The 25,744-nt window shown below is 54.2% G+C and carries 25 protein-coding genes; all 25 read left to right on the plus strand.

All coding sequences use genetic code 11. The features are described 5' to 3' along the window. The first annotated feature begins 52 nt into the window (after positions 1–52). The 25 genes from DCC81_RS12485 (at position 53) to acpS (ending at position 25,738) form a co-directional block, all read left to right on the plus strand. Complete coding sequence (locus DCC81_RS12485; protein ID WP_108686956.1) at positions 53–1,591, plus strand: HAL/PAL/TAL family ammonia-lyase; 1,539 nt, start codon at positions 53–55, stop codon at positions 1,589–1,591. A gap of 22 nt (positions 1,592–1,613) precedes the next feature. Beyond that, the gene (fabG, locus tag DCC81_RS12490) at positions 1,614–2,342 is read left to right on the plus strand and encodes a 3-oxoacyl-ACP reductase FabG (RefSeq protein ID WP_108686957.1); all 729 of its coding nucleotides are present in this window, start codon (positions 1,614–1,616) and stop codon (positions 2,340–2,342) included. A gap of 163 nt (positions 2,343–2,505) precedes the next feature. Beyond that, on the plus strand, positions 2,506–3,732 hold the full coding sequence (locus DCC81_RS12495) for a beta-ketoacyl-[acyl-carrier-protein] synthase family protein (protein ID WP_108686958.1): 1,227 nt from the start codon (positions 2,506–2,508) through the stop codon (positions 3,730–3,732). 24 nt (positions 3,733–3,756) lie between these two features. Next, positions 3,757–4,482 (plus strand): YoaK family protein, encoded by a 726-nt coding sequence (locus tag DCC81_RS12500; RefSeq protein ID WP_108686959.1) that lies wholly within the window; start codon positions 3,757–3,759, stop codon positions 4,480–4,482. A gap of 319 nt (positions 4,483–4,801) precedes the next feature. Beyond that, complete coding sequence (locus DCC81_RS12505) at positions 4,802–5,059, plus strand: acyl carrier protein (protein WP_108686960.1); 258 nt, start codon at positions 4,802–4,804, stop codon at positions 5,057–5,059. Further along, the gene (locus DCC81_RS12510) at positions 5,059–5,967 is read left to right on the plus strand and encodes an LpxL/LpxP family acyltransferase (protein ID WP_108686961.1); all 909 of its coding nucleotides are present in this window, start codon (positions 5,059–5,061) and stop codon (positions 5,965–5,967) included. Before DCC81_RS12505 ends, DCC81_RS12510 begins: the two co-directional genes overlap by 1 nt. Positions 5,968–6,011: 44 nt before the next feature. Further along, complete coding sequence (locus DCC81_RS12515) at positions 6,012–6,416, plus strand: 3-hydroxyacyl-ACP dehydratase (protein ID WP_133177646.1); 405 nt, start codon at positions 6,012–6,014, stop codon at positions 6,414–6,416. Between the two features lie 234 nt (positions 6,417–6,650). Next, a complete protein-coding gene (locus DCC81_RS12520) occupies positions 6,651–7,271 on the plus strand; it encodes a hypothetical protein (RefSeq protein WP_108686963.1) in 621 nt (206 codons plus the stop codon). A 77-nt stretch (positions 7,272–7,348) separates the two neighbouring features. Continuing rightward, positions 7,349–7,774 carry an acyl-CoA thioesterase gene (locus DCC81_RS12525; protein WP_108686964.1) on the plus strand — a complete coding sequence of 142 codons (426 nt, stop codon included), beginning with the start codon at positions 7,349–7,351 and terminating at the stop codon, positions 7,772–7,774. Between the two features lie 4 nt (positions 7,775–7,778). Then, complete coding sequence (locus DCC81_RS12530) at positions 7,779–8,939, plus strand: beta-ketoacyl synthase N-terminal-like domain-containing protein (RefSeq protein WP_108686965.1); 1,161 nt, start codon at positions 7,779–7,781, stop codon at positions 8,937–8,939. A gap of 100 nt (positions 8,940–9,039) precedes the next feature. Then, positions 9,040–10,113 (plus strand): SAM-dependent methyltransferase, encoded by a 1,074-nt coding sequence (locus DCC81_RS12535; protein WP_108686966.1) that lies wholly within the window; start codon positions 9,040–9,042, stop codon positions 10,111–10,113. A 123-nt stretch (positions 10,114–10,236) separates the two neighbouring features. Continuing rightward, a complete protein-coding gene (locus DCC81_RS12540) occupies positions 10,237–11,484 on the plus strand; it encodes an NAD(P)/FAD-dependent oxidoreductase (protein ID WP_108686967.1) in 1,248 nt (415 codons plus the stop codon). Beyond that, positions 11,477–12,148: a hypothetical protein gene (locus DCC81_RS12545; RefSeq protein ID WP_133177647.1), complete on the plus strand. Its 672-nt coding sequence runs from the start codon at positions 11,477–11,479 to the stop codon at positions 12,146–12,148. The genes DCC81_RS12540 and DCC81_RS12545 overlap by 8 nt, the downstream gene beginning before the upstream one ends. After that, positions 12,102–12,371, plus strand: coding sequence for a phosphopantetheine-binding protein (locus DCC81_RS12550; RefSeq protein ID WP_317047843.1), 270 nt, complete (start codon positions 12,102–12,104; stop codon positions 12,369–12,371). The genes DCC81_RS12545 and DCC81_RS12550 overlap by 47 nt, the downstream gene beginning before the upstream one ends. Further along, positions 12,368–13,564, plus strand: a complete 1,197-nt coding sequence (locus tag DCC81_RS12555) for a beta-ketoacyl-[acyl-carrier-protein] synthase family protein (protein ID WP_108686970.1) — start codon at positions 12,368–12,370, stop codon at positions 13,562–13,564. The genes DCC81_RS12550 and DCC81_RS12555 overlap by 4 nt, the downstream gene beginning before the upstream one ends. A gap of 76 nt (positions 13,565–13,640) precedes the next feature. After that, positions 13,641–14,642 carry a beta-ketoacyl synthase chain length factor gene (locus DCC81_RS12560; RefSeq protein WP_240612974.1) on the plus strand — a complete coding sequence of 334 codons (1,002 nt, stop codon included), beginning with the start codon at positions 13,641–13,643 and terminating at the stop codon, positions 14,640–14,642. Further along, positions 14,636–15,418 carry a polysaccharide deacetylase family protein gene (locus DCC81_RS12565; RefSeq protein ID WP_108686971.1) on the plus strand — a complete coding sequence of 261 codons (783 nt, stop codon included), beginning with the start codon at positions 14,636–14,638 and terminating at the stop codon, positions 15,416–15,418. Before DCC81_RS12560 ends, DCC81_RS12565 begins: the two co-directional genes overlap by 7 nt. Before the next feature lie 10 nt (positions 15,419–15,428). Continuing rightward, positions 15,429–16,043 (plus strand): outer membrane lipoprotein carrier protein LolA, encoded by a 615-nt coding sequence (locus DCC81_RS12570; protein WP_240612975.1) that lies wholly within the window; start codon positions 15,429–15,431, stop codon positions 16,041–16,043. Then, positions 16,021–16,659, plus strand: coding sequence for a hypothetical protein (locus tag DCC81_RS12575; protein WP_165806540.1), 639 nt, complete (start codon positions 16,021–16,023; stop codon positions 16,657–16,659). Before DCC81_RS12570 ends, DCC81_RS12575 begins: the two co-directional genes overlap by 23 nt. Before the next feature lie 25 nt (positions 16,660–16,684). After that, a complete protein-coding gene (locus tag DCC81_RS12580; protein ID WP_108686974.1) occupies positions 16,685–17,059 on the plus strand; it encodes a hotdog family protein in 375 nt (124 codons plus the stop codon). Between the two features lie 17 nt (positions 17,060–17,076). Continuing rightward, the gene (locus tag DCC81_RS12585) at positions 17,077–18,276 is read left to right on the plus strand and encodes a DUF2062 domain-containing protein (RefSeq protein WP_108686975.1); all 1,200 of its coding nucleotides are present in this window, start codon (positions 17,077–17,079) and stop codon (positions 18,274–18,276) included. 27 nt (positions 18,277–18,303) lie between these two features. Further along, positions 18,304–22,164, plus strand: coding sequence for a trifunctional MMPL family transporter/lysophospholipid acyltransferase/class I SAM-dependent methyltransferase (locus DCC81_RS12590; protein WP_108686976.1), 3,861 nt, complete (start codon positions 18,304–18,306; stop codon positions 22,162–22,164). An 8-nt stretch (positions 22,165–22,172) separates the two neighbouring features. Further along, on the plus strand, positions 22,173–23,681 hold the full coding sequence (locus tag DCC81_RS12595; RefSeq protein ID WP_108686977.1) for a phytoene desaturase family protein: 1,509 nt from the start codon (positions 22,173–22,175) through the stop codon (positions 23,679–23,681). Positions 23,682–23,684: 3 nt separating this feature from the next. Further along, a complete protein-coding gene (locus DCC81_RS12600; RefSeq protein WP_108686978.1) occupies positions 23,685–25,370 on the plus strand; it encodes a C45 family autoproteolytic acyltransferase/hydolase in 1,686 nt (561 codons plus the stop codon). Continuing rightward, entirely contained in the window at positions 25,367–25,738 is a 372-nt protein-coding gene (acpS, locus tag DCC81_RS12605; RefSeq protein WP_108686979.1) for a holo-ACP synthase, read from the plus strand. Before DCC81_RS12600 ends, acpS begins: the two co-directional genes overlap by 4 nt. Positions 25,739–25,744 lie beyond the last annotated feature (6 nt).

A 25,744-nucleotide genomic window follows, 5' to 3' on the forward strand; every position in this document is an offset into this window, starting at 1 on the left:
TCACTACTTTTGAGCTCTTATCACATAATCAAATAATATAATTTGTAATATAATGGTCGTTTTAGGTAGCAAGCCGCTTACGCTGGAAGAAGTTTACAGGATTTTATATGAAGGTGATAGCCTGGAACTGGAAGCAGCGGCGTTGCAGAATGTGGAGGACAGCCACAATTTTCTGAAGCAGTTTTCCGGGAAGAAGCTGATCTATGGCATCAATACAGGTTTTGGGCCCATGGCCCAATACAAGGTGAGCGAGGAGGATACCCTGCAGCTGCAGTATAACCTGATCCGCAGCCACGCCTCCGGCGCCAGCAAATGGTTGTCGCCCATCCATACCAAAGCGCTGATGATAGCGCGCATCAGCACCCTGATGCAGGGCTATTCCGGTGTACATCCCTCCATTGTACTGCTGCTTCGCGACCTGATCAACAAAAACGTATATCCGTGTGTGTTTGAGCACGGCGGCGTGGGCGCTTCCGGCGACCTGGTGCAGCTGGCCCACCTGGCCCTGGTGCTTATTGGTGAAGGGGAAGTATTATACGAAAATAAAATTGAAGCTACTGCCGACGTATTTGCCCGCCTGGGCATTACACCCATTAAAATACACCTGCGCGAAGGCCTGGCCGTGCTGAATGGCACTTCCGCCATGACCGGCATAGGCCTGGTGAATGTGCTGGAAGCCAAGCGCCTTCTGCACTGGAGCACCGTGATGAGCGCCATGATCAATGAAGTAGTGGAAGCCTTTGATGATCACTTCTCCGCCGAACTGAATGCCGTGAAAAAGCACGTGGGCCAGAATGAAATAGCCCGCCAGATGCGCACCGTGCTGGCCGGCAGCAAGATGATACGCCACCGCCCGGACCACCTGTACAAGGAGCTGGAAGAAGATATTTTTAAAGACAAGGTGCAGGAATACTACTCCCTGCGCTGCGTGCCCCAGGTACTGGGCCCCGTGTTTGATACCCTGGAGCAGGCCGGCCGCCTGGTGGTGGAAGAGCTGAACTCCGTGAGCGACAACCCGGTGGTGGACCATCACCGCGGCAATGTGTTCCACGGCGGTAATTTCCACGGCGACTATGTTTCCCTGGAAATGGACAAGCTGAAAATAGCCATCACCAAGCTTTCCATGCTGAGTGAGCGCCAGCTCAATTACCTGCTCAATGAAAAGCTGAACCACAAGTTCCCGCCTTTTGTGAACCTGGGTAAACTGGGCTTCAACTTTGGCATGCAGGGGGTGCAGTTCACCGCGGTGAGCACCGTGGCGGAAAACCAGACCCTGTCTTTCCCAATGTATGTGCATAGCATTCCTAATAATAACGATAACCAGGATATTGTGAGTATGGGTACTAATGCGGCCCTCATTGCCAGCAAGGTGGTGGAAAATGCTTATGAAGTGCTGAGCATCCAGATGATGACGCTCCTGCAGGCCGTGGATTACCTGCAGTGCCAGCACCGCCTGGCGTCCTTTACACACGGTGTGTACAGCCAGATCCGCCAGGTATTCCCGGTGTTTGTGGAAGACGCACCGCGTTACAAAGATATCCGGCAGGTGAAGGACCTGCTGCGTAACCTTCCGCTGGCCTTTAACGCATAGTATCAATCCAACAAATCATTGCATGAAATACGCATTAGTTACCGGCGGGTCCAGGGGCATAGGCAGGGCGGTATGTGTGAAGCTGGCCTCCATGGGATACCAGGTGATCATCACCTATAAAGGCAACCAGGCCGCGGCCGAAGAAACCCTGGCCGCTGTGCGTGCTGCCGGTACAGACGGTGTGCTGCTGCAGTTTGACGTAGCGGATGAAGCATCCGTGAACACGGTACTGGGCGGCTGGATAGAAGCCAATAAAGACAAACAGATAGAGGTGCTGGTAAACAATGCCGGCATCCGCGAAGACTCCCTGCTGTTCTGGATGAACAGCCAGCAGTGGCGCAACGTGCTGGGCACCAGCCTGGATGGGTTCTTTTACGTGACCAAGCTGGTGATCAACGGGATGCTCATGAAAAGGTATGGCCGCATTGTGAACATGGTATCCCTGAGCGGCATTAAAGGCCTGCCGGGACAAACCAACTACTCCGCCGCCAAGGCCGGCGTAATAGGGGCCACCAAGGCCCTGGCCCAGGAAGTGGCCAAGCGCGGTGTAACGGTGAACGCGGTAGCCCCCGGCTTCATCGCCACGGACATGACCGCGGAGCTGAATGAAAAAGAACTGGCTGCGCAAGTGCCTATGAACCGCTTTGGTACGCCCGAAGAAGTGGCCGCCGCCGTAGCGTTTTTTGTAAGCAGGGAATCCGGCTATATCACCGGCGAAGTGCTTTCTATCAACGGCGGTTTGTATACCTGAGAATGCGTACAGCGTACAACGTACAGCGTACAGCGTGTAATGCACAATGTATAATGACCTATATTGATTCCACGCTGTTTCAATGGGATGGCACCGTACGTTGTACGTTGTACAGTTTTTATAACTTTATCAGGCCGCTATGCCATTGAGCGGTTTTACGATTATGAATCAGAGAGTAGTCATCACCGGCCTGGGAATTTATTCCTGCATAGGAAAAGACCTGGCCGCGGTTAGTGAATCATTGTTCAAGGGCCGTTCCGGCATTGTGCTGGACCCGGCCCGGAAGGAGTTTGGATACCGCTCCGGGCTGACCGGCTATGTGGACAGGCCTGACCTGAAGCCTTTCCTGGACCGGCGTGCCCGCCTGATGATGCCGGAGCAGGCGGAGTTTGCCTACATGGCTACCCGCGAAGCGCTGGCAAACGCGCGCATCGAAGCAGACTATATGGAAAAATATCCCGTGGGTATTTTGTATGGCAACGACAGCTCGGCCAAGCCGACCATCGAGGCCAATGACATCATGCGGGAAAAGAAAGATACCATGATGGTGGGCTCTGGCTCTGTGTTCCAGACCATGAACTCCACCGTGACCATGAACCTGGCCACCATTTTCCGCCTGCGTGGGGTGAACTTCAGCGTGAGCGCGGCCTGCGCCAGCGGCTCCCACGCCATAGGCCTGGGCTATATGTTTATCCGCAATGGCATGCAGGATTGCGTGATCTGCGGGGGCGCCCAGGAGATCAACCTGCTGTCTATGGGCAACTTTGACGCCATTGCGGCCTTCTCCACCCGGGAAGACGCACCGGCAAAGGCTTCCCGCCCGTTTGACCGGGACCGGGATGGCCTGGTGCCCAGCGGGGGCGCTGCCACCGTGATCCTGGAAAGCCTGGAATCTGCCCGGCGCAGGGGCGCTACCATCCTGGGAGAAGTGATCGGGTACGGTTTTTCTTCCAATGGCAGCCATATCAGCAACCCCACGGTAGACGGGCCCACCCGCTCCCTGCAGATCGCCTTGCAGGATGCCGGCATTTCAGGGAGTGAGATCGGCTACATCAACGCCCACGCCACCAGCACCCCGGCCGGCGATGCCAGCGAGGCACAGGCCCTGGATGCCGTGTTTGGCCAGTGGCGCCCACCCATCAGCTCCACCAAGTCCATGACCGGCCACGAATGCTGGATGGCAGGTGCCAGCGAGATCGTGTACTCCATGCTGATGATGCAAAATGATTTCATAGCGCCCAACATCAACTTTGAAAATCCCGATGAGGCTTCCCAAAACCTGAACATCGTTACGGATACACTGCAGCAGGGATTTGATACCTTCCTTTCCAACTCATTCGGATTTGGCGGTACCAATTCTTCCCTCATTGTGCGGAAGTGGAAAGAATAGGCATTGCCATCTAAAACGTATTTTATGTTCAGACACCGCGGCAAGGGCAGGAGGCCGGTACACAACCTGAAACTGGCTGCCCTGTTATCTTTTGTAGCAGGTATTGTGAATGTAACCGGCTTCTTTGCCGTGCAGGTGCTCACTACCAATGTGACCGGCCACTTCGCCTATTTTGCTGACGGATTGGTCAGGGGCGGTTTCAGTGAAGCATCTATTTTCCTGGTGTATATCCTTTCTTTTTTAACCGGTGCCTTTGTGTCCAACTGCCTGGTGGAGATCACCGCGCAGGTAGCCGCACGGTATATGAATGCGGTACCGGTGTTTACCGAAATGGCGCTGCTGTTTTTAGTTGCCAGCGGCGTGTTCGGGCACAGTACAAATGCCAATCACCTGGTGGCCTGCACCCTGCTGTTTGCCATGGGGCTGCAAAATGCACTGGTGACCCGCATTTCCAATGCAGTGGTGCGCACCACCCACCTCACCGGGCTGTTTACAGACCTGGGCATAGAACTTTCCCGCCTGCTTTTCTACCGCCGCCCCGAAGAGCGCAAAAAATTGTTAGCCTCCATAAAACTCCGCTTTGCTATCATTACTTTCTTTTTCCTGGGCTGCGTGCTGGGTGGCATCGGGTACCTGCAGTTCCATACCCGGGTGCTGTACCTGGCTGTGGGCTGCCTGCTGGGCGGTATTGTGTACAGTGATATCCGCTACCGCTACCTGTTGCTGAAAAAAAACCTGCTATCGCATTGAAAACGCGCCAGGTTTCTTCCGGGTGAGCGAAAACTTGCTGTGTGCAATTAAATTACTATCTGTTAGTTATAAATTTTATATTTGCATATATTTATCCCTTTCCTGCTGAGATGGCAGGAAAACCGGGGGATTCGCAAATAAATTTTTAATTTGCACGCTCCTGACGAAACAATTTATTAGAAACAGATAAGACCAATGCCAGGTAATATCCCAAACGCGTAACACCATGACGGAGCAAAACCGCCGATATATTATTAATTTTACACCGACATACATCACCGTTTTTTTCATCGCTTAACCTATATCTGGATCACACTTTATGGAAGTTGCAGCCATCATAAAACAAACGAACGCTTTCCTGGTTGAAGAATTTGAAGTAGACCCGGCAAAGATCACCCCAGCAGCAGACCTGAAAGCCACGCTGGATCTGGATAGCCTTGATTACATCGACCTGGTGGTAGTCATTGAAAGTAACTTCGGTTTCAAGGTGAAACCGGAAGACTTCCATGGCATTGTCACTTTCCAGGATTTTTACGATTACGTGATCAACCGGCTGAAACAAAAAGAACTGGTATAATGCCCGCATGGGAAGGAAAGTCTAAAGGCACTCCTTTGGGCTACCGCATCTTTATCAACCTGTTGCGTGCAGGAGGCGTATACCCGGCCTATGCATTGCTGCGCGTGGTGAGTTTCTACTATTTCTTATTTTCCCGACAGTCTTCGAAATACAGTTACCGGTATTTCCGCCATCGTATGCACTTTGGCCGCTGGCGCAGCATCCGCGCGGTGTACCGGAACTACTATCTCTTTGGGCAGACCATCATTGACAAAGTGGTGGTGATGGCGGATATGCCCAGTCCCTTCACATTTGAATTTGACGGAGAAAGCCACCTGCGGGAAATGATCGCGGAGGGCCAGGGCGGCATTATGCTCAGCGCCCACGCGGGCAACTGGGAGGTGGCCGGCCATCTTTTCAAACGCCTGCAAACCGCTATCCACATCGTAATGTTTGACGGGGAGCATGAGCGCATTAAGGCCTATATGGAATCTGTGACCGGCCAGCGCAATGTGAATATCATTGTCATTAAGAATGACCTGTCCCACATTTACGCCATCAATGATGCCCTCAGCAAAAAAGAGCTGGTGTGCATGCATGCAGACCGTTTTGTGGAGGGAAATAAGACCGTGCGCATGCCTTTCCTGGGAGGCGATGCGGATTTCCCGGCAGGGCCTTTCCTGCTGGCCGCCACGTTCAAGGTACCGGTATCAGTGGTGTTTGCCTTCAAGGAGGGCCCCACGCATTACCATCTCTCCGCTACCCCGGCCCGGCGTTACAATGGGCGGCGCCAGGAGGGCGTGAACGAAGCCGTGCAGGATTTTGTGCAGGCCCTGGAAGCCAAGGTGCGGCAGTACCCGGAGCAGTGGTTTAACTATTACGATTTCTGGCAGGAAGACGGGCCGAAAAAAACAGCCGCCACACACTAGGCTTTTACGGAACGCCGTTATAATTTTACGGCACTTATTTTTACATGGACATTCTTCAATACATCCCTCAGCGCCCACCCATGGTGATGATAGACACGCTGAGCGGCGCTACAGACCGCACTGCCGACACGGCGCTCACCATTGCCGCGGATAATATCTTTTTGAACGGCGGAAAATTTTCGCCCTCCGGCCTGCTGGAAAACATGGCCCAGACAGCCGCTGCCCACGCCGGCTACCTGGCCCTGCGCCTGAACGAGCCGGTGAAAGTAGGTTTCATTGGCGCGGTGAAGGACCTGCAGATCAAATCCCTGCCTCCCGCAGGCGCTACGCTGCATACCCACATTGAAGTGCAGAATACCGTGTTCAACGCCACTTCCGTGCTGGCCAAAGTGAGCCTGGACAACGCCGTGGTGGCCAGCTGTGAGCTGAAGATCTTCATTAATCCCTGATGCCGGCCCCGGCCACCTGTGCCTTACCTATGACCACCTTCCCGCGGGAGACCAACTTTACCCGGCCCGGCGCCACCACGGCGGAGCGTTTTTCCACCCACGCGTATTTTCCCGTAAAACAGCCGGAACCCTACGGTTTATGACCGAATGGTTACCTGCACATCCTTATTTGCCGATTGAATTTGTATTTTGCAGGGCAATTATCAAAATTCACCATCTAACCTCAAACACCGTATGAAAAAAGTATTACTGGCTGCCTGCGCCATCGTATTGTGCCAGGTGGCTGTGCAGGCACAGACCCTGAAGGCATTCTTCGGCGACAAATCGCAGCAGCTCACTTACCTGGGTGCGGATTTTACACAGGCACGCTACCTGGGTGAAACGGCGCTGAATGCAGCAGATTTCAGGGACAGGACCGTGCCCAGTTTTAACGACGTGATCGTTAATGAAAGCAAGAAATTTGACATCGTGGAGGCTTTCAACCACCCGGTGACCAATGACCTGGCCCAGGTAACAAAGCTTAATGCCGCCCTTGATGAAAGCAAGCTGAAATCAGATAACAGTGCGGACTTTGACCGCCTGAAAGAGGCAGACATCCAGAAAGTGGCCAGCCATTACAGTGGCAAGGGCGTAGGATTGCTCTTTGTGATGGAAGGCCTGGACAAGGGCCAGAAGAAAGGCTCCCTGTACGTGGTGCTGGTGGACCTGGATAAAAAGAAAGTATTACTGAGCCAGCGTTATGTACATGAGCCCCAGGGCTTTGGCGTGCGCAATTACTGGCTGAACCTTATTTATAAAACGCTCCAGAACGTTAAGAAAGGAGATTACAGGAAGTGGGAAACTGCCAACAGCTAAGACCCGCTGCCCCGGCCTGTTCCATGGCATGTATATGACAAGGGACCAGCCGTTTTTTTAGGAACTTATCAATTATTATGCAGGCACCGTTGACGGAAAGAGTGGAAATTTTAGTAAGGTTTAACGAAGCGGATCCCCTGGGCATCGTTTGGCATGGCCATTACGTGCGCTACATGGAGGATGGGCGGGAAGCTTTTGGCAACCGCTATGGGCTGCGTTACCTGGATATTTATGAGAAGGGGTATACCGTACCGGTGGTGCATGTGGATTGTAATTACAAACGCAGCCTGCGTTACGGCGACAGTGTGATCGTGGAAACGCGCTATATTCCTACGCCTGCGGCCAAGGTCCGCTTTGAGTATACCCTCTTCAACGCCCGTACCCTGGAAGTGGTGGCCACGGGATCGTCTGTACAGGTGTTCCTGGATAAAGAAACCCAAACGCTGCAACTTATTCCGCCGGCGTTTTTTGAAGCATGGAAAAAAGAACATGCCCTAATTTGAGTTTATGTATGAGGTGTTTGTAGCGGCGGACAATATTATTTCCCCCCTGGGGGCCACCACGGCGCAGAACTATGCGGCCGTGCGCCAGGGTGTGAGCGGGGTAAACCCCCTGCTGCTGGCGGGTGCGGAAGCGCCCCTGCCGGTGGGCGCCATCCTGCCGGAACAACTGGTGGCCTACACCGCCGGCGTACAGGTGCAGGGTGCTTCAAAGTTTGAACAGCTGGTCATTGCCTCCATCGCGGAGGCCCTCACCCAAACGGATATACGGTTATCGCAGCCCCGTACCCTGCTACTGCTCAGCACTACCAAAGGCAATATTGACTGGCTGGAGCAACATGCCGGCCAGCTACCCGACGGGAAGGCCCTGGAGCAAATGCAACTGTACGATACGGCCCTGCGCATAGGCCGGTATTTTAACGCGGCACACCCGCCACAGGTGGTGAGCAATGCCTGCATTTCCGGGCTGCTGGCCATTCTCATGGCAAAGCGCCTCCTGCTTTCCGGCGCCTATGATCACATTGTGATTGCAGGAGCCGATATTTTAACGCAATTTGTAGTGTCTGGTTTTCAATCCTTCCACGCCCTGAGCGATGAAAGGTGCCTGCCTTTTGATGCGGCACGCAAAGGCCTGAACCTGGGCGAAGCCGCTGCCACGCTGGTACTGACCAACGATGCCAGCCGCCAGTCTGCCACCAATAAAGTACGGCCCCTGGGCGGTGCTTCCAGCAATGATGCCAACCATATTTCAGGCCCCTCGCGCACCGGTGCGGAGCTGGCCCTGGCCCTGCAAAAAGCCATGACCAGTGCTGGCCTGGAACCCAACGATATTGACTTCATCTCCGCCCACGGCACGGCCACCCCGTACAATGATGAGATGGAGTCCAAAGCCTTTGCCCTGGCGGGTATTACCCATGCTCCCGTGTACAGCCTGAAAGGTTATTACGGCCATACTTTGGGCGCCGCCGGCCTGCTGGAAACCATTGTGAGCATGCATGCCCTCATGGACAACTGCCTGCCCGGCACCCTGGGATTCACTACCCTGGGCGTAAGCCAGCCTTTGGATGTGTACCCGGAAACCCGCTACCAGCAAGGATTAAAACGGTTTATAAAAACCACCTCTGGTTTTGGGGGATGTAATGCGGCAATGGTGTTTGAGAAGAGATAAAAAAATATTCAGCGTGCAGCTCGTTCAATAAGGAATGATCATGCATATAAAACCTGGTATTTAGGGCCTAGGACCTGAGACCTAAGACAGTAATTTAAACATGAACTTTTTCTCCAAAGAAACAAAAACCGCGCTGCAGGCCAAGGAAGCCGCCTTGCAACTGGCCTTTGCCCCGGTGGCGTTCCAGGCCACCCGCGCACTGCGCAACCTGGGTATCCTGAAGATCATTTCCGATGCCGGGCGCAAAGGCATTACCCTGGAAGATATCGTGGCCAAGCTGACCCTCACCAGGTACGCCGTGCGCGTGCTGGTAGAAGCCGGCCTGGGTATAGAACTGCTGCTCATCAACGATAAGAAATACACCCTCACCAAGATGGGTCACTTCATTTTGCATGATGAACTGACCCGCATTAACATGGACTTTACCCAGGACATCTGCTACCGCGGCATGGACCACCTGGAAGAAGCCCTGGTGACGGGCAAACCGGCCGGCCTGCGGGAACTGGGGCCCTGGGAAACCATTTACCCCGGCCTGTCTTTGCTGCCCCCGGAAATTGGCAAAAGCTGGTTCGACTTCGATCACTATTATTCCGATATTGCTTACCCGCAAACCCTGCCCATCGTGTTTTCCCGCAAGCCCCGCAACCTGCTGGAGCTGGGCGGCAACACAGGCAAGTGGGCCCTGGCCTGCACCGGCTTTGATCCGGATGTGAAAGTGACCATCCTGGATCTGCCCGGCCAGATGGGCCTTGCGGAACAAAAGATCAAAGCCGCCGGCGTGGAAGACCGCGTAAGCTTTTTCACTACAGATGTGCTGGATGAGCACCGGCCCTTCCCGGCAGAAAAGTTTGATGCGGTGTGGATGAGCCAATTCCTGGATTGCTTCTCCGAAGCAGAGATCATTTCTATCCTGAAACGCTGTGCCGCTGTGCTTTCTGAGCGGGGGCGCATTTATATCCTGGAGCCCTTCTGGAACCGCCAGGTGTTTAAAAGCGCGGCTTACTGCCTGCAGCAAACCTCGCTCTACTTCACAGCCATGGCCAATGGCAACAGCCAGATGTACCATTCTGACGATTTCATTGCCTGCGTACAGGCTGCCGGCCTTAAGGTAGTGGAGGAGAATGACCAGGTAGGGATGAGCTATACGCTGCTGCAGTGCGAGAAAATGTCCTAGGTCTTAGGTCCAGGGTCTTAAGCATCGTCCATTGCAGGATGATTTACATCCACAAATCTATATACCAAAGCAGGGTACATAGGACCTGAGACGTAGGACCTAAAACCCCCAAACCCTAATACAATGCAAAAAGAAAAGGTAGACGTGCTCGTAATCGGTGCCGGCCCGGCTGGTACCGTATCCGCTTCCATCATCGCACAGGCGGGTTATAAGGTGAAGATCGTGGAGAAGCAGCGCTTCCCCCGTTTCGTGATCGGCGAAAGCCTGCTGCCCCGCTGTATGGAGGCGCTTACGGAAGCAAAGTTCATTGACGCCATTAAAGCCTGTGGTTTCCAGGAAAAGAATGGCGCCAAGTTCGTGAAGAATGGCAAGGTCTGCGACTTTAGCTTTAAAGAACAATTTACCAACGGGTGGACCTGGACCTGGCAGGTGCAACGCGCTACCTTTGACAAAGCACTGGCAGACGCCGTGGAAGCCATGGGCGTGCCGGTGGAATACGAAACTACGGTTACGGATATACGCTTTAATGGATCAGATTCTGTGACCACCGTGGAAGATGCAACCGGTCAGTTGAAAGAGATAGAAGCCCGCTTCATCGTGGATGGAAGTGGCTATGGCCGTGTGATCCCGCGGATGTTTAACCTGGAGAAGCACTCACAGCTGCAATCGCGCAAGGCGCTTTTTGCGCACACGGTAGATAAAAAACGCCACCTGGATGGGGAACCCAACCGCATTACCGCGGTGGTACACCAGAAAGGCGTTTGGGTGTGGATCATCCCCTTCAGCACGGGTGTTACTTCCCTGGGCTTTGTAGGCAACCCCGAATTCTTTGACCAGTTTCCCGGCACGCCAGAGGAACAATACCGCGCCATGATCGCTACGGAGCCTTTCTTTGCAGAGCGCTTCAAGGACGTGGAGCTCGTGTTTGAGCCCCGCATCCTGCAATCCTGGTCTGCCACTACCGATAAATTTTACGGGGATGGATTTGTGCTCACTGGTAATGTAACGGAGTTCCTGGATCCCATTTTCTCTTCCGGCGTTACCCTCGCCTGCGTGTCTGCCCAAACGGCTGCCAGACTGGTGATCCGTAAGCTGCAGGGCGAGCCCGTGGACTGGGAAAAAGAATACATGGAGCCCACCCAGCATGGGGTGAATGTATTCCGCTCCTATGTGATGGCCTGGTATGAAGGCACGCTGGACACCATTTTCTTCTGCGAAAACCCGGACCAGGCGGTGAAAGAACAGATCTGCAGTGTACTGGCGGGGTATGTGTGGGACCGGACCAACCCGTACGTGACCGGCCATGCCACAGAGCCCAAGCGACTGGCCCGTAAAATAGAACTTACCGAAAAACTGAATGCGCTTGGATAATGCATCGGCATATATTACCGCTACCAGCGCCGTACGGCCACAGGGCGTGTTTCGCAATGGGAAGCTCCAATGGGAGCATCCCGCGGGCGACCTGCAAACCCTGCTGCGCTATGGCTACGAGCAGCTGGGCAGTGCCTATCCCAAGTTTCACAAAATGGATGCGCTGAGTAAACTGGGATGGCTCACGGCGGAAGTGCTCCTCGGCGCCAACCCGCTGCTGGAGCGGCACGCAGCCCCCGGTGTAGGACTGGCCCTGGCCAACCGGAGCAGCAGCCTGGATACCGACGTGCGCTATTACGACACGGTGAAGGATATAGCCAGCCCGGCTTTATTTGTATACACCCTGCCCAATATTGTAATGGGCGAGATCTGCATACGCCATGGTTTCAAAGGGGAGAATGTCTTCTTTGTGCAGGACCGTTTTGATACGGCATCCCTGGCCGGGTATGTGCAGGAATTATTCAATGAAAAAGCCGTTACCGCCTGTGTATGCGGGTGGGTAGAGGTAATGCAGGACCGCTTTGACGCCGCACTATACCTGGTAGAAAACCAGGCTGGCGAAAGGGCCATCCCGTTTACCGCGGTAGCAATGCAACATCTATATCAAACTATAGCAAATGGAAATGGAGAAACTGATAGCCGATCTGAAAGTACAGATCATTGAGCAACTGAACCTGCAGGAAGTAAAACCGGAAGATATCGGCGATGACGCGCCCCTCTTCAAAGAAGGGCTGGGACTGGATTCCATCGACGCACTGGAACTCATTGTGCTGCTGCAGCAGCACTACGGCATCCGCGTGGCCAACCCGGATGATGGACCGCGTATTTTCCAGTCGGTGCGCACGATTGCCCAATTCATTACCGAGCAAAAGGCGGCACAGGCATGAGTACTGCGCCTACTTGGATAGCCGGTGGTGGCGTGATCTGCGGTATAGGGCAACAGGTACGGGAGTGCCTGCAGGCGTTTGCACAAATGCAACCGGGCATGGCCCGCATGCAGGTGCTGCATTCCGCGCACGCGGCCCAATTTCCCGTGGTGGAAGTGAAGGCGGATAATGAGCACCTGGCCGTGCTTACCGGCTTGCCCGCGCATACCAGCCGTACTGCCATGCTCAGTTTTGTAGCCGCCCGCGAGGCGTGGACCTCCTCCGGCCTGGGGGACGTGCGGGATTACCGCACGGCTTTCGTCTCTGCCAATACGGTAGGGGGCATGGACAAAACTGAAGACTTCTTCCCCGGCTTCCTGGCCAATCCTGCGAGTGGGCGCCTGCGCGGTGTAAGCCAGCATGAATGTGGCACCATTACCGAAATAACGGCGGATGCACTGGGCATCACCCATCATGTAACCACCATCAGCACGGCCTGCTCCAGCGGCGCCAATGCGCTGATGTACGGGGCACGCCTTATTAAGAACAGCCTGGCCGATGTGGTAATAGCGGGTGGCACGGATGCACTGACCCGCTTTACACTCAACGGCTTTAATACGCTCATGATCCTGGACACGGAACGCTGCCGCCCCTTTGACGATACCCGCCGCGGGCTGAACCTGGGCGAGGGCGCGGGTTACGTGGTACTGGTGTCTGACGCGGTAGCGGCTACCCTGCAACATACATGGTGTAGGCTGAGTGGCTTTGCCAATGCCAATGATGCCTATCATCAAACGGCCTCCAGCCCGGATGGTACCGGCAATTACCTGGCCATGCAGGGTGCCCTTGAAATGGCAGGACTGCTCCCAGGTGATATTGGCTATATTAACCTGCACGGCACCGGCACCCAGAACAATGACCTGAGTGAAGGCATGGCCATTGCGCGCCTCTTTGGCGACAAGCTGCCGCCCGCCAGTTCTACCAAATCCTTTACGGGCCACACCCTGGGCGCCAGCGGCGGCATAGAAGCGGTATTTTCCGCCCTCTCCGTGCGCGATGGTATTATTTACCCCAATGCACAATTTACCACCCGGATGAAAGAGCTGCCTTTTGCGCCGGCCACCACTTTCAGCAAGGGCAACGTGCTGGAGCATGTAATGAGCAATTCCTTTGGTTTTGGCGGCAATTGTTCCAGTTTGGTGTTTAGCAAATGATGTGAATGGTCCTGGGGGCTTTCCAACAAATAGCCCGGTACCTGAGACTTAAGACCTAAGACATAGGACATTTAACATGAAAATATTCATCAACGGCACCGGATCAGTATCGCCGCAGGAAACTGCGGCGGGCGCTGCATTTTGGCCATCCTTTATCCCTGCTGAGGGTAACCGCCGCAAGGTGGTGGACCCTGATTACAAGCAGTGGATAGATATTAAGCAGATACGCCGTATGAGCCGGGTGATAAAGATGGGCGTGGGCGCCGCGCAACTCAGCTTGCAGGAAGCCGGCCTGTGGCAGCCGGATGGCATCATTACCGGCACAGCCTATGGCTGCCTGGATGATACCGGTGTGTTCATCAAAAAAATGGTGGAGCAGGAGGAGCAGATGCTGACCCCTACCGCCTTCATTCAAAGTACCCATAACACCGTGGGGGGCCAGGTAGCGCTGCTGCTGGGCTGCCACGCGTACAACAATACTTTTGTGCACCGGGGCCACTCCTTTGAAAGTGCCCTGCTGGATGCCACGATGATCCTCCGGGAAGGCACTGCAAAACAATTGCTGGTGGGCGGCCTGGACGAGATCACTCATTTCAGCCATGCCATCCTGGAGCGCTTTGGCCTGTTCCGTCATCATGTGGATGGGGAAGGGGCCGCGTTTTTTGTGCTGGGGACCGTGCAGGGGCCTGCGGCCAGTGCCTGCCTGGCAGGTGTGCAAACGGTGTATAAACCCGCAGATACTGCGGCAGTGCTGCGCGCACGCGACCAATTGCTGGCTACTGCCGGCCTTGGCTGGGCAGATATAGACCTGCTGGTGCTGGGCCAGGATGGCACTGCGGATGCCTGGTACACGGCCATGGGGACAGGTAAGCCCGCCCTGGGCTTTAAACAGGCCTGTGGGGAATACCCTACCGCATCGGCCTTTGCTATGTGGCTGGCCAACAGGGTGTTAAGCCTGCAACAGGCGCCCCCGGAGCTGGTGTTGCAGGGAAAACTGCCTTCAAAAATTAACAACATTTTGATTTACAATCACCACATGGGCTCTCACCATTCCTTAATTTTATTAACGGTATGCTGAGGCCCCGGCTTAGGAAAGACCAGCTGATCGTGTTTGCGGTGTACTGCTGCATGATCGCATATGCTACCGCAGTGCAGGCGCTGCCGTGGTGGGCATATGTGCTGCCCTTACTGGCCTGGAGTGGGGTGCTGGCGTACGGTGCCATGCGCATTGAAGCGCGGTTCTTTGTGCCTTCTGTGTGCAGTGGTAACACCGGGCGCAAGGCCATTGCCCTTACGTTTGACGACGGGCCTTTACCACAGTATACCCCGGTGGTGCTGGACATACTGGCTAAAGCGGAGGCGCCTGCGGCCTTTTTCTGCATTGGTAAAAATGCCGAAGCCAACCCGGGCTTACTGCAACGCATATACGAGGCAGGACATGTTGTGGGTAACCACAGTTACGCGCACCACTTCTGGTTCGATATGTTTGGCAGTACCCGCATGCTTACAGACATGCACCAGGCAGACGATGCCGTGGAAGCGGTCATTGACTGCCGTCCCAGGCTGTTTCGCCCGCCATACGGGGTTACCAATCCTAACCTGGCGCGCGCCATCAGCAGGGGCGGGTATGTTTCCGTAGGCTGGAACATCCGTTCCCTGGATACGGTGGCCAAAGATGCAGATGCATTACAACAGCGCATCCTGGGCCAGTTAAAACCTGGCGCCATCCTGCTGCTGCACGATACCTGCGCTATAACAGCGCAGCTGCTACCGGCACTGATCACAGCGATCAGGGCCCGTGGTTATGTAATAGAACGATTGGATAAATTGATAAATGAAGCACCCTATGCGTAACTGGTGGATAATGATTTTTTGCTGTTTTGCCGCGCTGAAAACCAGTGCCCAGGCGGGCTACAAGCCGGTGGCGGATGCAACGGCCTTCCGGCAGCAGTTTGCAAAGACCGCCCAAGGCACCCAAAGCATTGAAAGTGATTTTGTGCAGGAAAAAGACCTCAGCATGCTGGCAGATAAGATCACTTCCAAAGGCAGGTTCTGGTTTAAGAAGGACAACAAAGTGCGTATGGAATACAGTACGCCTTCTTACTACCTGCTGGTGATCAATGGCAAGGATATTAAGACAAAAGACAGCCAGAAAGAAAATAAGATCTCTGCAAAATCCAACAAGGTATTTGAGCAGGTGAACAAGATCACGGTAGATTGTGTGCAGGGCACCGTATTGGACAATGCAGACTTTACCAGCCGCATCCTGGAAAATGGCAGCACCTACCTGCTGGAACTTACCCCGGTAAGCAAGGCCCTGAAGGATTTCTTCAGGACCATTACACTTACCGTGGATAAAAAAGATTATGGCGTAAGCAAGATCGTGATGCAGGAAAATTCCGGCGACAATACCACGATCACTTTTGTACACAAACAAGTGAACGTAAATATTCCGGATGCCGTTTTTGCGACCAGGTAAACGATGGATGCCGGCCCTGCTGCTGCTGGGCGCCTGCCGCTCCCAGTACAAAAGCCTGCAGCCTGCGCCGCAGCGCGATGCACATTGCATTGAGAAATTTGCACCGCAGTTCAGCAACCAGCTGTACAGCACCCAGGTGGATATTTTGAAGCACCACCTCAGTGGGTTGCTCTTTTTTAAGCAAATGCCAGACAGCAGTATGCGCCTGGTATTTGCTAATGAAATGGGATTTAAGTTCTTTGATTTTGAATTTACCAAAAGCGGGGCGTTTGTAAAGCACTACGTGTTTGACAAAATGGATAAGCCTGCGGTGGTAAAGACCCTGCGCAAGGATTTTGAGCTGGTGCTCCTGCACCCGGACCTTAGCCAGGCCAGGGTGCTTACGGGCAATGGGCTGCAATACACAGCGGTGCCCACGGAGAAGGGAAATAATTATTTCATTACCGATACGGCCTGCAACCAGCTGGTGCGCATTGAAAAATCATCCGCCAAAAAGCCGGTGGTGATCGTGAAGATGTGGCACTACCAGCAAGGCACACCAGACAGCATCAGCGTACACCACACCCGGTTTAAGTTCAATATCACCTTACAAAAGACCCAGCGGGCAAAGGATTGAATGCAGCAGTTTTAAAAAGAAGATCATGTTAGAAAATAGTTTTTATATCATCACCCATGAAGAAAGGGGCAATAACAGCATCACGGTGACCGTGACGCTAAACCCCGCCCATCCCATTTTTGAAGGGCACTTTCCCGGCAGGCCGGTGGTACCCGGCGTGTGTATGATGCAGATCGTGAAAGAGCTGCTGGACCGGGGCACCGCGCAGGACACCCTGCTGCGCCATGGCAGCAACATAAAGTTCCTCCATTTCATTGATCCCACCCGGCAACCGGAAGTGCTGATCAGCGTGCAGTACGATGCACAGCCCGACGCCAGCTGGAAAGTGAATGCCAACATCCGCCATGGGGAAACCGTTTTCTTCAAATTCCAGGGCAACTTTATTACCCAAACATCCTAAGCCTATCCACTGCAACAATGGACGCCAACCAGCCCACATACCACGAGCAGTTCCAGGCACTCCGCTGCTGCGTGATCATCCCTACCTACAACAACGCCGGCACGCTGGCCAGCGTGGTCACTAACGTACAGGCTTATACGAAAAATATCATCGTGGTAAACGATGGTGCTACTGACGCCACCGCGCAGATCCTGGCCGGCTTCCCGGGCATCCGGGTGGTGAACTACGTGCCTAACCGTGGCAAGGGCTGGGCCTTGCGCCAGGGCTTCAAAGCCGCCATCACCGCGGGGTACGATTTTGCCATTACTATAGATGCGGACGGGCAGCACTTTGCAGAAGACCTGCTGGTGTTCCTGGAGCGCCTGCAAACAGGGGAGCGCGACAGCCTGGTCATAGGCGCCCGCAACCTGCAGCAGGAGAACATGCCGGGCAAGAATACATTTGCCAATAAATTTTCCAACTTCTGGTTTTACGTGGAAACCGGGAAGAAAATGCCCGATACCCAATCCGGCTACCGCCTGTACCCCCTGCACCGTATGCGCAAGATGTGGTTTGTGTGCCGCAAGTACGAGTTTGAAATAGAAGTGATGGTACGCTGTGTGTGGAGGGGCATTAACATAGACTGGGCACCTGTGAAAGTATATTACCCGCCGCCGGGGGAGCGTATTTCCCACTTCCGCCCCTTCCGCGATTTTTCCCGTATCAGCGTGTTAAATACCGTGCTGGTCACCATTGCATTTTTATACATCCACCCCCGCAACTTTTTATTTTATTTCAGCCGGAAGGAGAACTGGAAGAAAATGTGGCGGGATGAAATGCTGCGCCCCGGGGAGTCTAATATCCGCAAGGCCGTTTCGGCCGGGGTGGGGGTGTGCATCGGCATCCTGCCTATCTGGGGGCTGCAAATGCTTACTGCCATCCTGGTATCTACCGTGTTTAAACTGAACCGGGGCATTACCTTTATGTGCAGCCATATCAGTTTTCCGCCTATGGTGCCGGTCATTATCTTTGGTAGTTTCCTGATGGGCCGCATCTGGGTGAAAGAACGCACGGACCTGCTGTTCAGCAAGGGGCTGAACATGCATACCATCCAGGAAAACCTGTTGCAATATATTACCGGTAGCATTACCCTGGCCATTTTGGCCGGGCTGCTCACTACTGTTATCATTTACCTGGTCCTGGCCGTGTTCCGTAAGCCGGCCCGGGTCAGCGCGTAAGCAGGCACACTGCATTGTACACCGTCTATGAGCACACTTTTTATTGCCATTTATAATTTCTTTGAGCGCAGGCGCCTCCTGCTGTGGATAGCCACTATCGCTAGTTTCCTGGTGGTGGGGTTGCTGGCGCGCTGCATAAAACTGGAGGAGGACATCACACAGATCCTGCCGCATGAAGCACGGCTGGACAAGCTGCAGCAGGTGTTCCAGGACAGTAAGTTTGCAGACAAACTGGTGCTCACTGTTTCCCTCAAAGACAGCACGGCCGCGCCCCAGCCGGACAGCCTCACGGCCTTTGCCGGCGCATTTGCAGACAGTGCCAATGCGCACCTGGCACCCTATATCAAAACCATGCAGGCGCAGATGGCCGATACTGCGGTACTGGGCCTGATGGATCTCATACGCGGGCACCTGCCCATTTTCCTGGAGCCGGACGACTATACGAAAATAGACTCCATGATAGCCCCGGAAACGGTGAAGGGGCAACTGGCCTATGATTACCGCACACTGATCTCGCCCGCAGGCCTGGTGTTGAAGAAGGCCATTGCCCAGGACCCCGTAGGCATTTCCTGGTTGGGTATAAAGAAGCTGCAACGCCTGCAATATGATGAACAATTTGAGCTGTACGATAGCTACGTAATGACCAAAGATCACCGTCACCTGATGATCTTTATTTCACCGGCATTTGTAGCCAGTGAAACCGGTAAGAACAGCCAGTTCCTCAAAGCCCTGGATGCCACACTGGGACAGGTGGAAAAGGAACATCCCACGGTAGCGGCGTCTTATTTTGGGGCCACGGCAGTGTCTGAAGGGAATGCCCGCCAGCTGCGCCAGGACATGCTGCTTACCCAGGGCATTACACTGACGCTGCTGGTGGTGCTGATAGCCCTGTTCTTCAAAAAGAAAAGGGCGCCGGTGCTGGTGATGCTGCCCGTGGTGTTTGGCGCCCTGTTTTCCATGGCGGTGGTGTACCTCATCAAGGGACATATTTCCGTGGTGGCACTGGGCGTGGGCTCCGTGGTGCTGGGCATTGCGGTGAACTACTCCCTGCACGTATTTAACCACTACCGCCACCTGCACGACATCCGCGAGGTGATCCGTGACCTGGCAGAGCCCATGACCATCGGTAGCTTCACGACCATCGGCGGCTTCCTTTGCCTCCAGTTTGTTCAATCGCCACTGTTGAAGGATGTAGGCTTTTTTGCCGCATTCAGCCTGGTGGGCGCCTGCCTGTTCTCGCTCATTTTTCTGCCCCACTGGATTGTGATGGGGCGGCAGGAAAAACCGGTGGCGCATGCGCATGAAGAGGAGCACAACTGGCTGGACCAGCTTTCTGCTTACCACCCGGAGAAAAACAAGTACCTGGTGGGCGTGATCTTCCTGCTCACCATCGTGTTCTTTTTTACCAGCGGCCGCGTAGGTTTTGAAAGCGATATGATGCGGATGAACTTCATGACGCCCGCCCTGCAGAAAGCGGAAAAGCAACTCAACGATATCAATGCCTATACCGCACAGTCCATTTACGTCGTGAGCGAAGGGAACACCCTGGAAGCTGCGCTGGAAAACAGTGAGCGCATGATGCCCATGGTGCATAGCCTGCAGGCAAAAGGCATTGTGAAAAAATATGCCGGCGTGGGCGCCCTGCTGATCTCTGGTAAAGAACAGCAAGCCCGCATAGACCGGTGGAATGCTTACTGGACGCCTGAAAAGAAGCAGCAACTGCTCGCGCACCTGCGCCAGGAGGGCGCCGCTTACCGCTTCAGCCCTGCTGCTTTTGATGCATTTGCACAGCTGCTGGACCAGCCATTTACCCTGCTGGACACGGTGGCGCTGCAGCAACTGAAGGCCGGTAGCCTGGGCGATTTTATTATAGAAAAACATGGCACCGTAAGCGTGGTGACCCTGCTGAAAGTGGCTACCGCAGATAAACAGGCCGTATACACCGCGCTGGAGCACCTGCCCGGCACCACGGTGCTGGACCGCCAGTATGCGGCAAACCGGCTGGTGGGCGTGATCAACAGTGAATTTAACAGCATTGCCTGGATGACTTCCCTGCTGGTATTCTTTGCCCTGCTGCTTTCTTACGGGCGCATAGAATTAACGCTCATCACCTTCATTCCCATGCTGATCAGCTGGGTGTGGATCCTGGGTATTATGGGGCTGTTTGGTATCAAGTTCAATATTGTAAACATCATCCTTTCCACTTTCATCTTTGGCCTGGGTGATGATTATTCCATCTTCATTATGGATGGCCTGCTGCAGGAGTATAAGACCGGGCGCAGGCAATTGTCGTCCTTCAAGTCATCCATCTTCTTATCGGCTATTACCACAGTGCTGGGGCTGGGCGTGCTTATTTTTGCAAAGCACCCGTCCCTGCGCTCCATTGCTTTGATCTCCATCATCGGGATAGGCAGCGTGGTGCTGATCTCGCAGGTGATGATCCCCTTCCTGTTTAACTGGCTGATCACTAACCGGGTGCGCAAAGGCCGCATGCCATGGACGCTCACCGGCTGGGCAAAGTCTGTGTTTGCCTTCACTTATTTTGTAGTGGGCTCCCTGCTTATGACGGTGCTAGGCTGGCTGCTGGTGAAGCTGCGCATCATTGGTAAATGGAGGGGCAAATATGTGTATCATTTCCTGTTGTCCAACTTTACCCACTCTTTGCTTTATATCATGGCCAACGTAAAGAAGGTGGTGCGTAATCCTGCGAACGAAGATTACAGCAAACCCGCCGTGATCATTAGTAACCACCAGTCTTTCCTGGACATCCTGGTGAGCACCATGCTACACCCCAAGGTGATCCTGCTCACCAATCAATGGGTGTGGCGCTCGCCCGTGTTTGGGGCGGTGGTGCGTATGGCGGATTACTACCCGGTGGCAGATGGGGCGGAAGATAGCATAGAACGCCTGCGGGAACAGGTGGCACATGGGTACTCCATCGTGGTGTACCCGGAAGGTACCCGCTCCGCGGATGCCAGCATTGGCCGTTTTCATAAGGGCGCTTTCTACATTGCGGAACAATTGGGCCTGGACATCCTGCCCATGGTGCTGCATGGCACGGCCTATACCATGTCCAAGAATGATTTCCTGCTCAAGGACGGGCAGATCACGGTGGAGTACCTCCCGCGTATCAAAGCCACAGATATGAGCTGGGGAGATGGGTACGCAGCACGGACCAAAAGCATCAGTAAGTATTTCAAACAACAATACGCGGACCTGTGCCTGCGCACGGAAACGCCTGCATATTTCCGCAAGCAACTTATCTCCAATTACTTGTACAAAGGACCGGTGCTGGAATGGTATATGCGCGTGAAAACGGCCATGGAAGGTAACTATAGCATCTTTAACACGCTGCTGCCCCGCCAGGGTGAGATCCTGGACATCGGGTGCGGGTATGGGTTTATGGATTATATGTTGTATTTTTTGTCAAATGAGCGCCGCATTACCGGCATAGACTATGACGAGGAAAAAATACAGGTGGCCCGGCATGGGTACCTGAGACCAGGCCATTTGCAGTTCCTGGCCGCCGATGCCAACAACTTTGACTGGAAAGCATACGATGCCATTATTCTCAGCGATGTAATGCATTACCTCACGCCAGGTGCGCAATACAAGCTGCTGGAGCAGTGTTTAAAGCACCTGCGCCCCGGTGGCCGCATCATTCTCCGGGATGGGGATGCAGACCTGCAACAAAGACATGAGCGCACCCGGCTCACGGAATTTTTCTCGACCAAGGTGATAGGATTTAATAAAACAGCCCAGGAACTTTCCTTCTTTTCCGGCACACAGCTGCGCGCCAATGCGGGAAAACTGGGAGCCACAGTAGAAACGATCGATAACGGAAAACACTTGTCTAACCTTATTTTCATCATCACGCATAACCCCTGATTGCGTACATGAGTACACCTATTGTAGCTATAATTGGTAGTGGCCTGGGAGGGCTGGTCTGCGGTGCCATACTGGCAAAGCAGGGCTACCGCGTACGCCTATACGAAAAAAATAAACAGATAGGCGGTTGCCTGCAAACATTCAGCCGCGACAAAGCCATCCTGGATTCCGGGGTGCATTACATAGGCGGGCTGGACAAGGGGCAATCACTCCACGAGGTGTTCCGCTACCTGGGCATCATGGACCAGTTGAAGCTGCAGAAGATGGATGAGAATGGATTTGATGTGATCAACTTTGGCAACGAAGCCAAGGAATACAAGCTGGCCCAGGGTTACGACCGGTTCAAGGCTACGCTGCTGGCGGATTTCCCGGAAGAAGAAGCCGCGCTGGACGCTTATTGCCATACCATCAGGGAAGTGTGCAGCAAGTTCCCGCTGTACAACCTGCGCCTGGGCAGTTATGCGGAAAAGGAATCCGTACTGGGCCTCAGCACGGCAGGGTTCCTGGAAAGCATTACACAGAATGAGCGCCTGCGCCAGGTGCTGGCGGGTAATAACCTGCTGTATGCCGGCCGGGCGGATAAAACCCCGCTGTATGTGCATGCCCTGGTGACCAACAGTTACCTGGAAAGCAGCTACAAATGCGTGGATGGAGGCTCCCAGATCGGCAAGCTGTTATCCCGGGTGATCCGCGCCCACGGCGGGGAGATCTACCGCAATGCGCCGGTACAGGCCATTGTAGGGGAGGGCGACCGGGTGGATCATTTGCGCCTGGCAGATGGTACGCCCGTAAAAGCAGACCTGTACATTTCCAATGCACACCCGGCCCAAACCCTGCGGATGACGGAAAGCAACCTGCTGCGGCCGGCCTACAAGACCCGTATTTATGAGCTGGATAACTCGCCGGGGGCGTTTGTGCTGAACATCACCCTGAAGCCGCATACATTCCCGTATCTTAACTACAACTATTACGCACATACGAAAGAAAATGCCTGGGAAGGCATTGACTATACGGAAGACAACTGGCCGCTTACCTGGGCCATGTTTGTGCCGCCGGGCAAGGCCGCCATGCCGTATGCGGATAATGTGACCATCATGACCTACATGCATGCCGCGGAGCTGGAACCCTGGAAAGATACCCTGAACACCACGGCACATCCGGGGGACCGGGGACCAGCGTACGAGGCTTTCAAGGCCCGGAAAACGGCGCAGCTGCTGCGCAGGGTGTACGAGCGGTTTCCCGGGCTGGAAGCGGCCATCCTGCACACCTATGCGGCTACCCCGCTTACCTACCGGGACTACCTGGGCACGGCAGACGGGAGCATGTATGGGGTGGAAAAGGATTATCACGATACGTTAAAAACGTTTATCTCAGCCCGCACCCGGCTTTCTAATTTGTATCTTACCGGGCAAAACCTGAACTTGCATGGCATTATGGGCGTAACCATGAGCGCGTTGATGACCTGTGGAGAGATCATTGGCCTGGAACCCTTGCTGGACGCCATTAAGCAACATTAGACTATGAAAAAGAAGAGAAGTATAGGGGCTAAGATCCTGCGCGTACTGCTGTTTATCCTGGGAGGCTTCCTGGCTTTGCTGTTGATGCTCGTCATTTACGTGGTGTCTGTGGCCCGCATGGACCCGCCCGAAATAGCCGACGAATCTGCGTTGAAGGAACAACGTACAGCACTGGACAGTTCCGCTTATGTGCTGCGCAATAACTGGTTCCGGAAGAGCAAAACCGGCCTGTATGAAATGTACGTGGAGGGCAAGCCGTTTGACCGCGGGGTGGCGTATGGCAAGCTGACTTCCGAGCTGGTAAAGCGCCAGGAGGACCACTTCTCCGAGCAGATCAACCGCATGATCCCTTCTCCTTTCTACCTGCGCTTCCTGAAATATTTTGTTGGCTGGTTTAACCGTGACCTGGACAAGCATGTGCCGGAAGAATACAAGGAAGAGATCTACGGTATTTCGTTTGAAGCATCCTCCCACTACGGCTATATTGGCACTAACTATGAACGCCTCATGAACTACCATGCGGCGCATGACATCGGCCACGCCCTGCAAAGCATGGCGCTGGTGGGTTGCACCTCCTTTGCCACCTGGAACAGCCGTTCCGCCGACAGTAGCCTGATCGTGGGCCGCAACTTTGATTTTTACGTGGGTGATAAATTTGCCGAAGATAAAATAGTAGCCTTTTATAAACCAAGCGAAGGGCACAAGTTCATGATCGTGACCTGGGCAGGCTTTGTGGGCTGCGTGTCCGGCATGAACGACCAGGGCCTTACAGTGACCATCAATGCGGATAAGACCAGCATCCCTTCGGGATCTGCCACCCCCGTGTCTTTGGTGGCCCGGGAGATCCTGCAGTACGCCGGCAATATTAAAGAAGCGTGGGCCATTGCACAGCGCCGCAAGATGTTCGTGTCAGAGTCCTTCCTCATCGGCTCCGCAGCAGATAACAAAGCCGTGATAATTGAAAAAACGCCGGAGAGCATGGACCTGTATGAACCGGACAGCAAGGCAGATTTTATCACCTGCACCAATCACTTCCAGGGCGATACCCTGAAGAAACTGGCCTCCAACAAAGAGCAGGAAGCCCGCAGTGCGTCTGTATACCGATACAACCGCCTGATGGAGCTGCTGCAGGAAAAAGGCCCCAACACTGTACAAAAATCAGTAGACATACTCCGCGACCGTTTTGGTATGCACAATGCAGACATTGGCGTGGGCAATGAAAAGGCCATCAACCAGTTTATCGCGCACCACTCCATCGTATTTGAACCGAAGCAACTGAAGGTATGGGTATCCACCCAGCCCTGGCAGCTGGGCCAGTACGCGGCGTATGACCTGCATACCATCTTTGACATGCACGGCCTGCAAACAGACCACGAGGTGTATGACAGTGCGGCCAGCATAGGCCCGGACCCTTTCCTGCAAACAGATACTTTCCGCCTGTTCCAGCGCTACCGTGCCATCAGGGCAGACATCCAGAATGGGAAGGATATTGATGTGCAGGAACTGATCCACAGTAACCCTACCTACTATCACACCTATGTGCTGGCGGGTGATTATGCATTTAAGCATAAAGCGTTTGCTGCTGCAAAGGGTTATTACGAGCATGCGTTAACGTTAGTGATCGCCACAAAGAACGAGGAAGACCACATCCGCGCGCAGCTGCAAAAAATTGAAAAGCAGAACAAATGATCAAAGGCATCGGCACTGATATCGTGGAGGTGGCGCGCATCCGGCTGAAGATAACGCAGGGGCGGGGCTTCCGCGAGTTGGTGTTCTCTCCTTTGGAAATTGAATATTGTGAAAAACAGGCCCAGCCTGCGGAAAGTTATGCCGCCCGTTTTGCCGCCAAGGAAGCCCTGTTAAAGGCACTGGGCACCGGCTGGGGGCAAAGCGGCCTGCAGTTTTACGAAATAGAGGTGCGCAACGATGCAGCAGGCCGCCCTACCCTCCACCTGCTGGGGACCAGTGCCACAGCCTATGCAGATCACGTGTTGCACATCAGCCTCTCGCACACCGCTACCATGGCCACTGCGGTGGTGCTGGTGGAAGTTCCATAATCTCCA

The sequence above is a fragment of the Chitinophaga parva genome (assembly GCF_003071345.1).
Classification (GTDB): domain Bacteria; phylum Bacteroidota; class Bacteroidia; order Chitinophagales; family Chitinophagaceae; genus Chitinophaga; species Chitinophaga parva.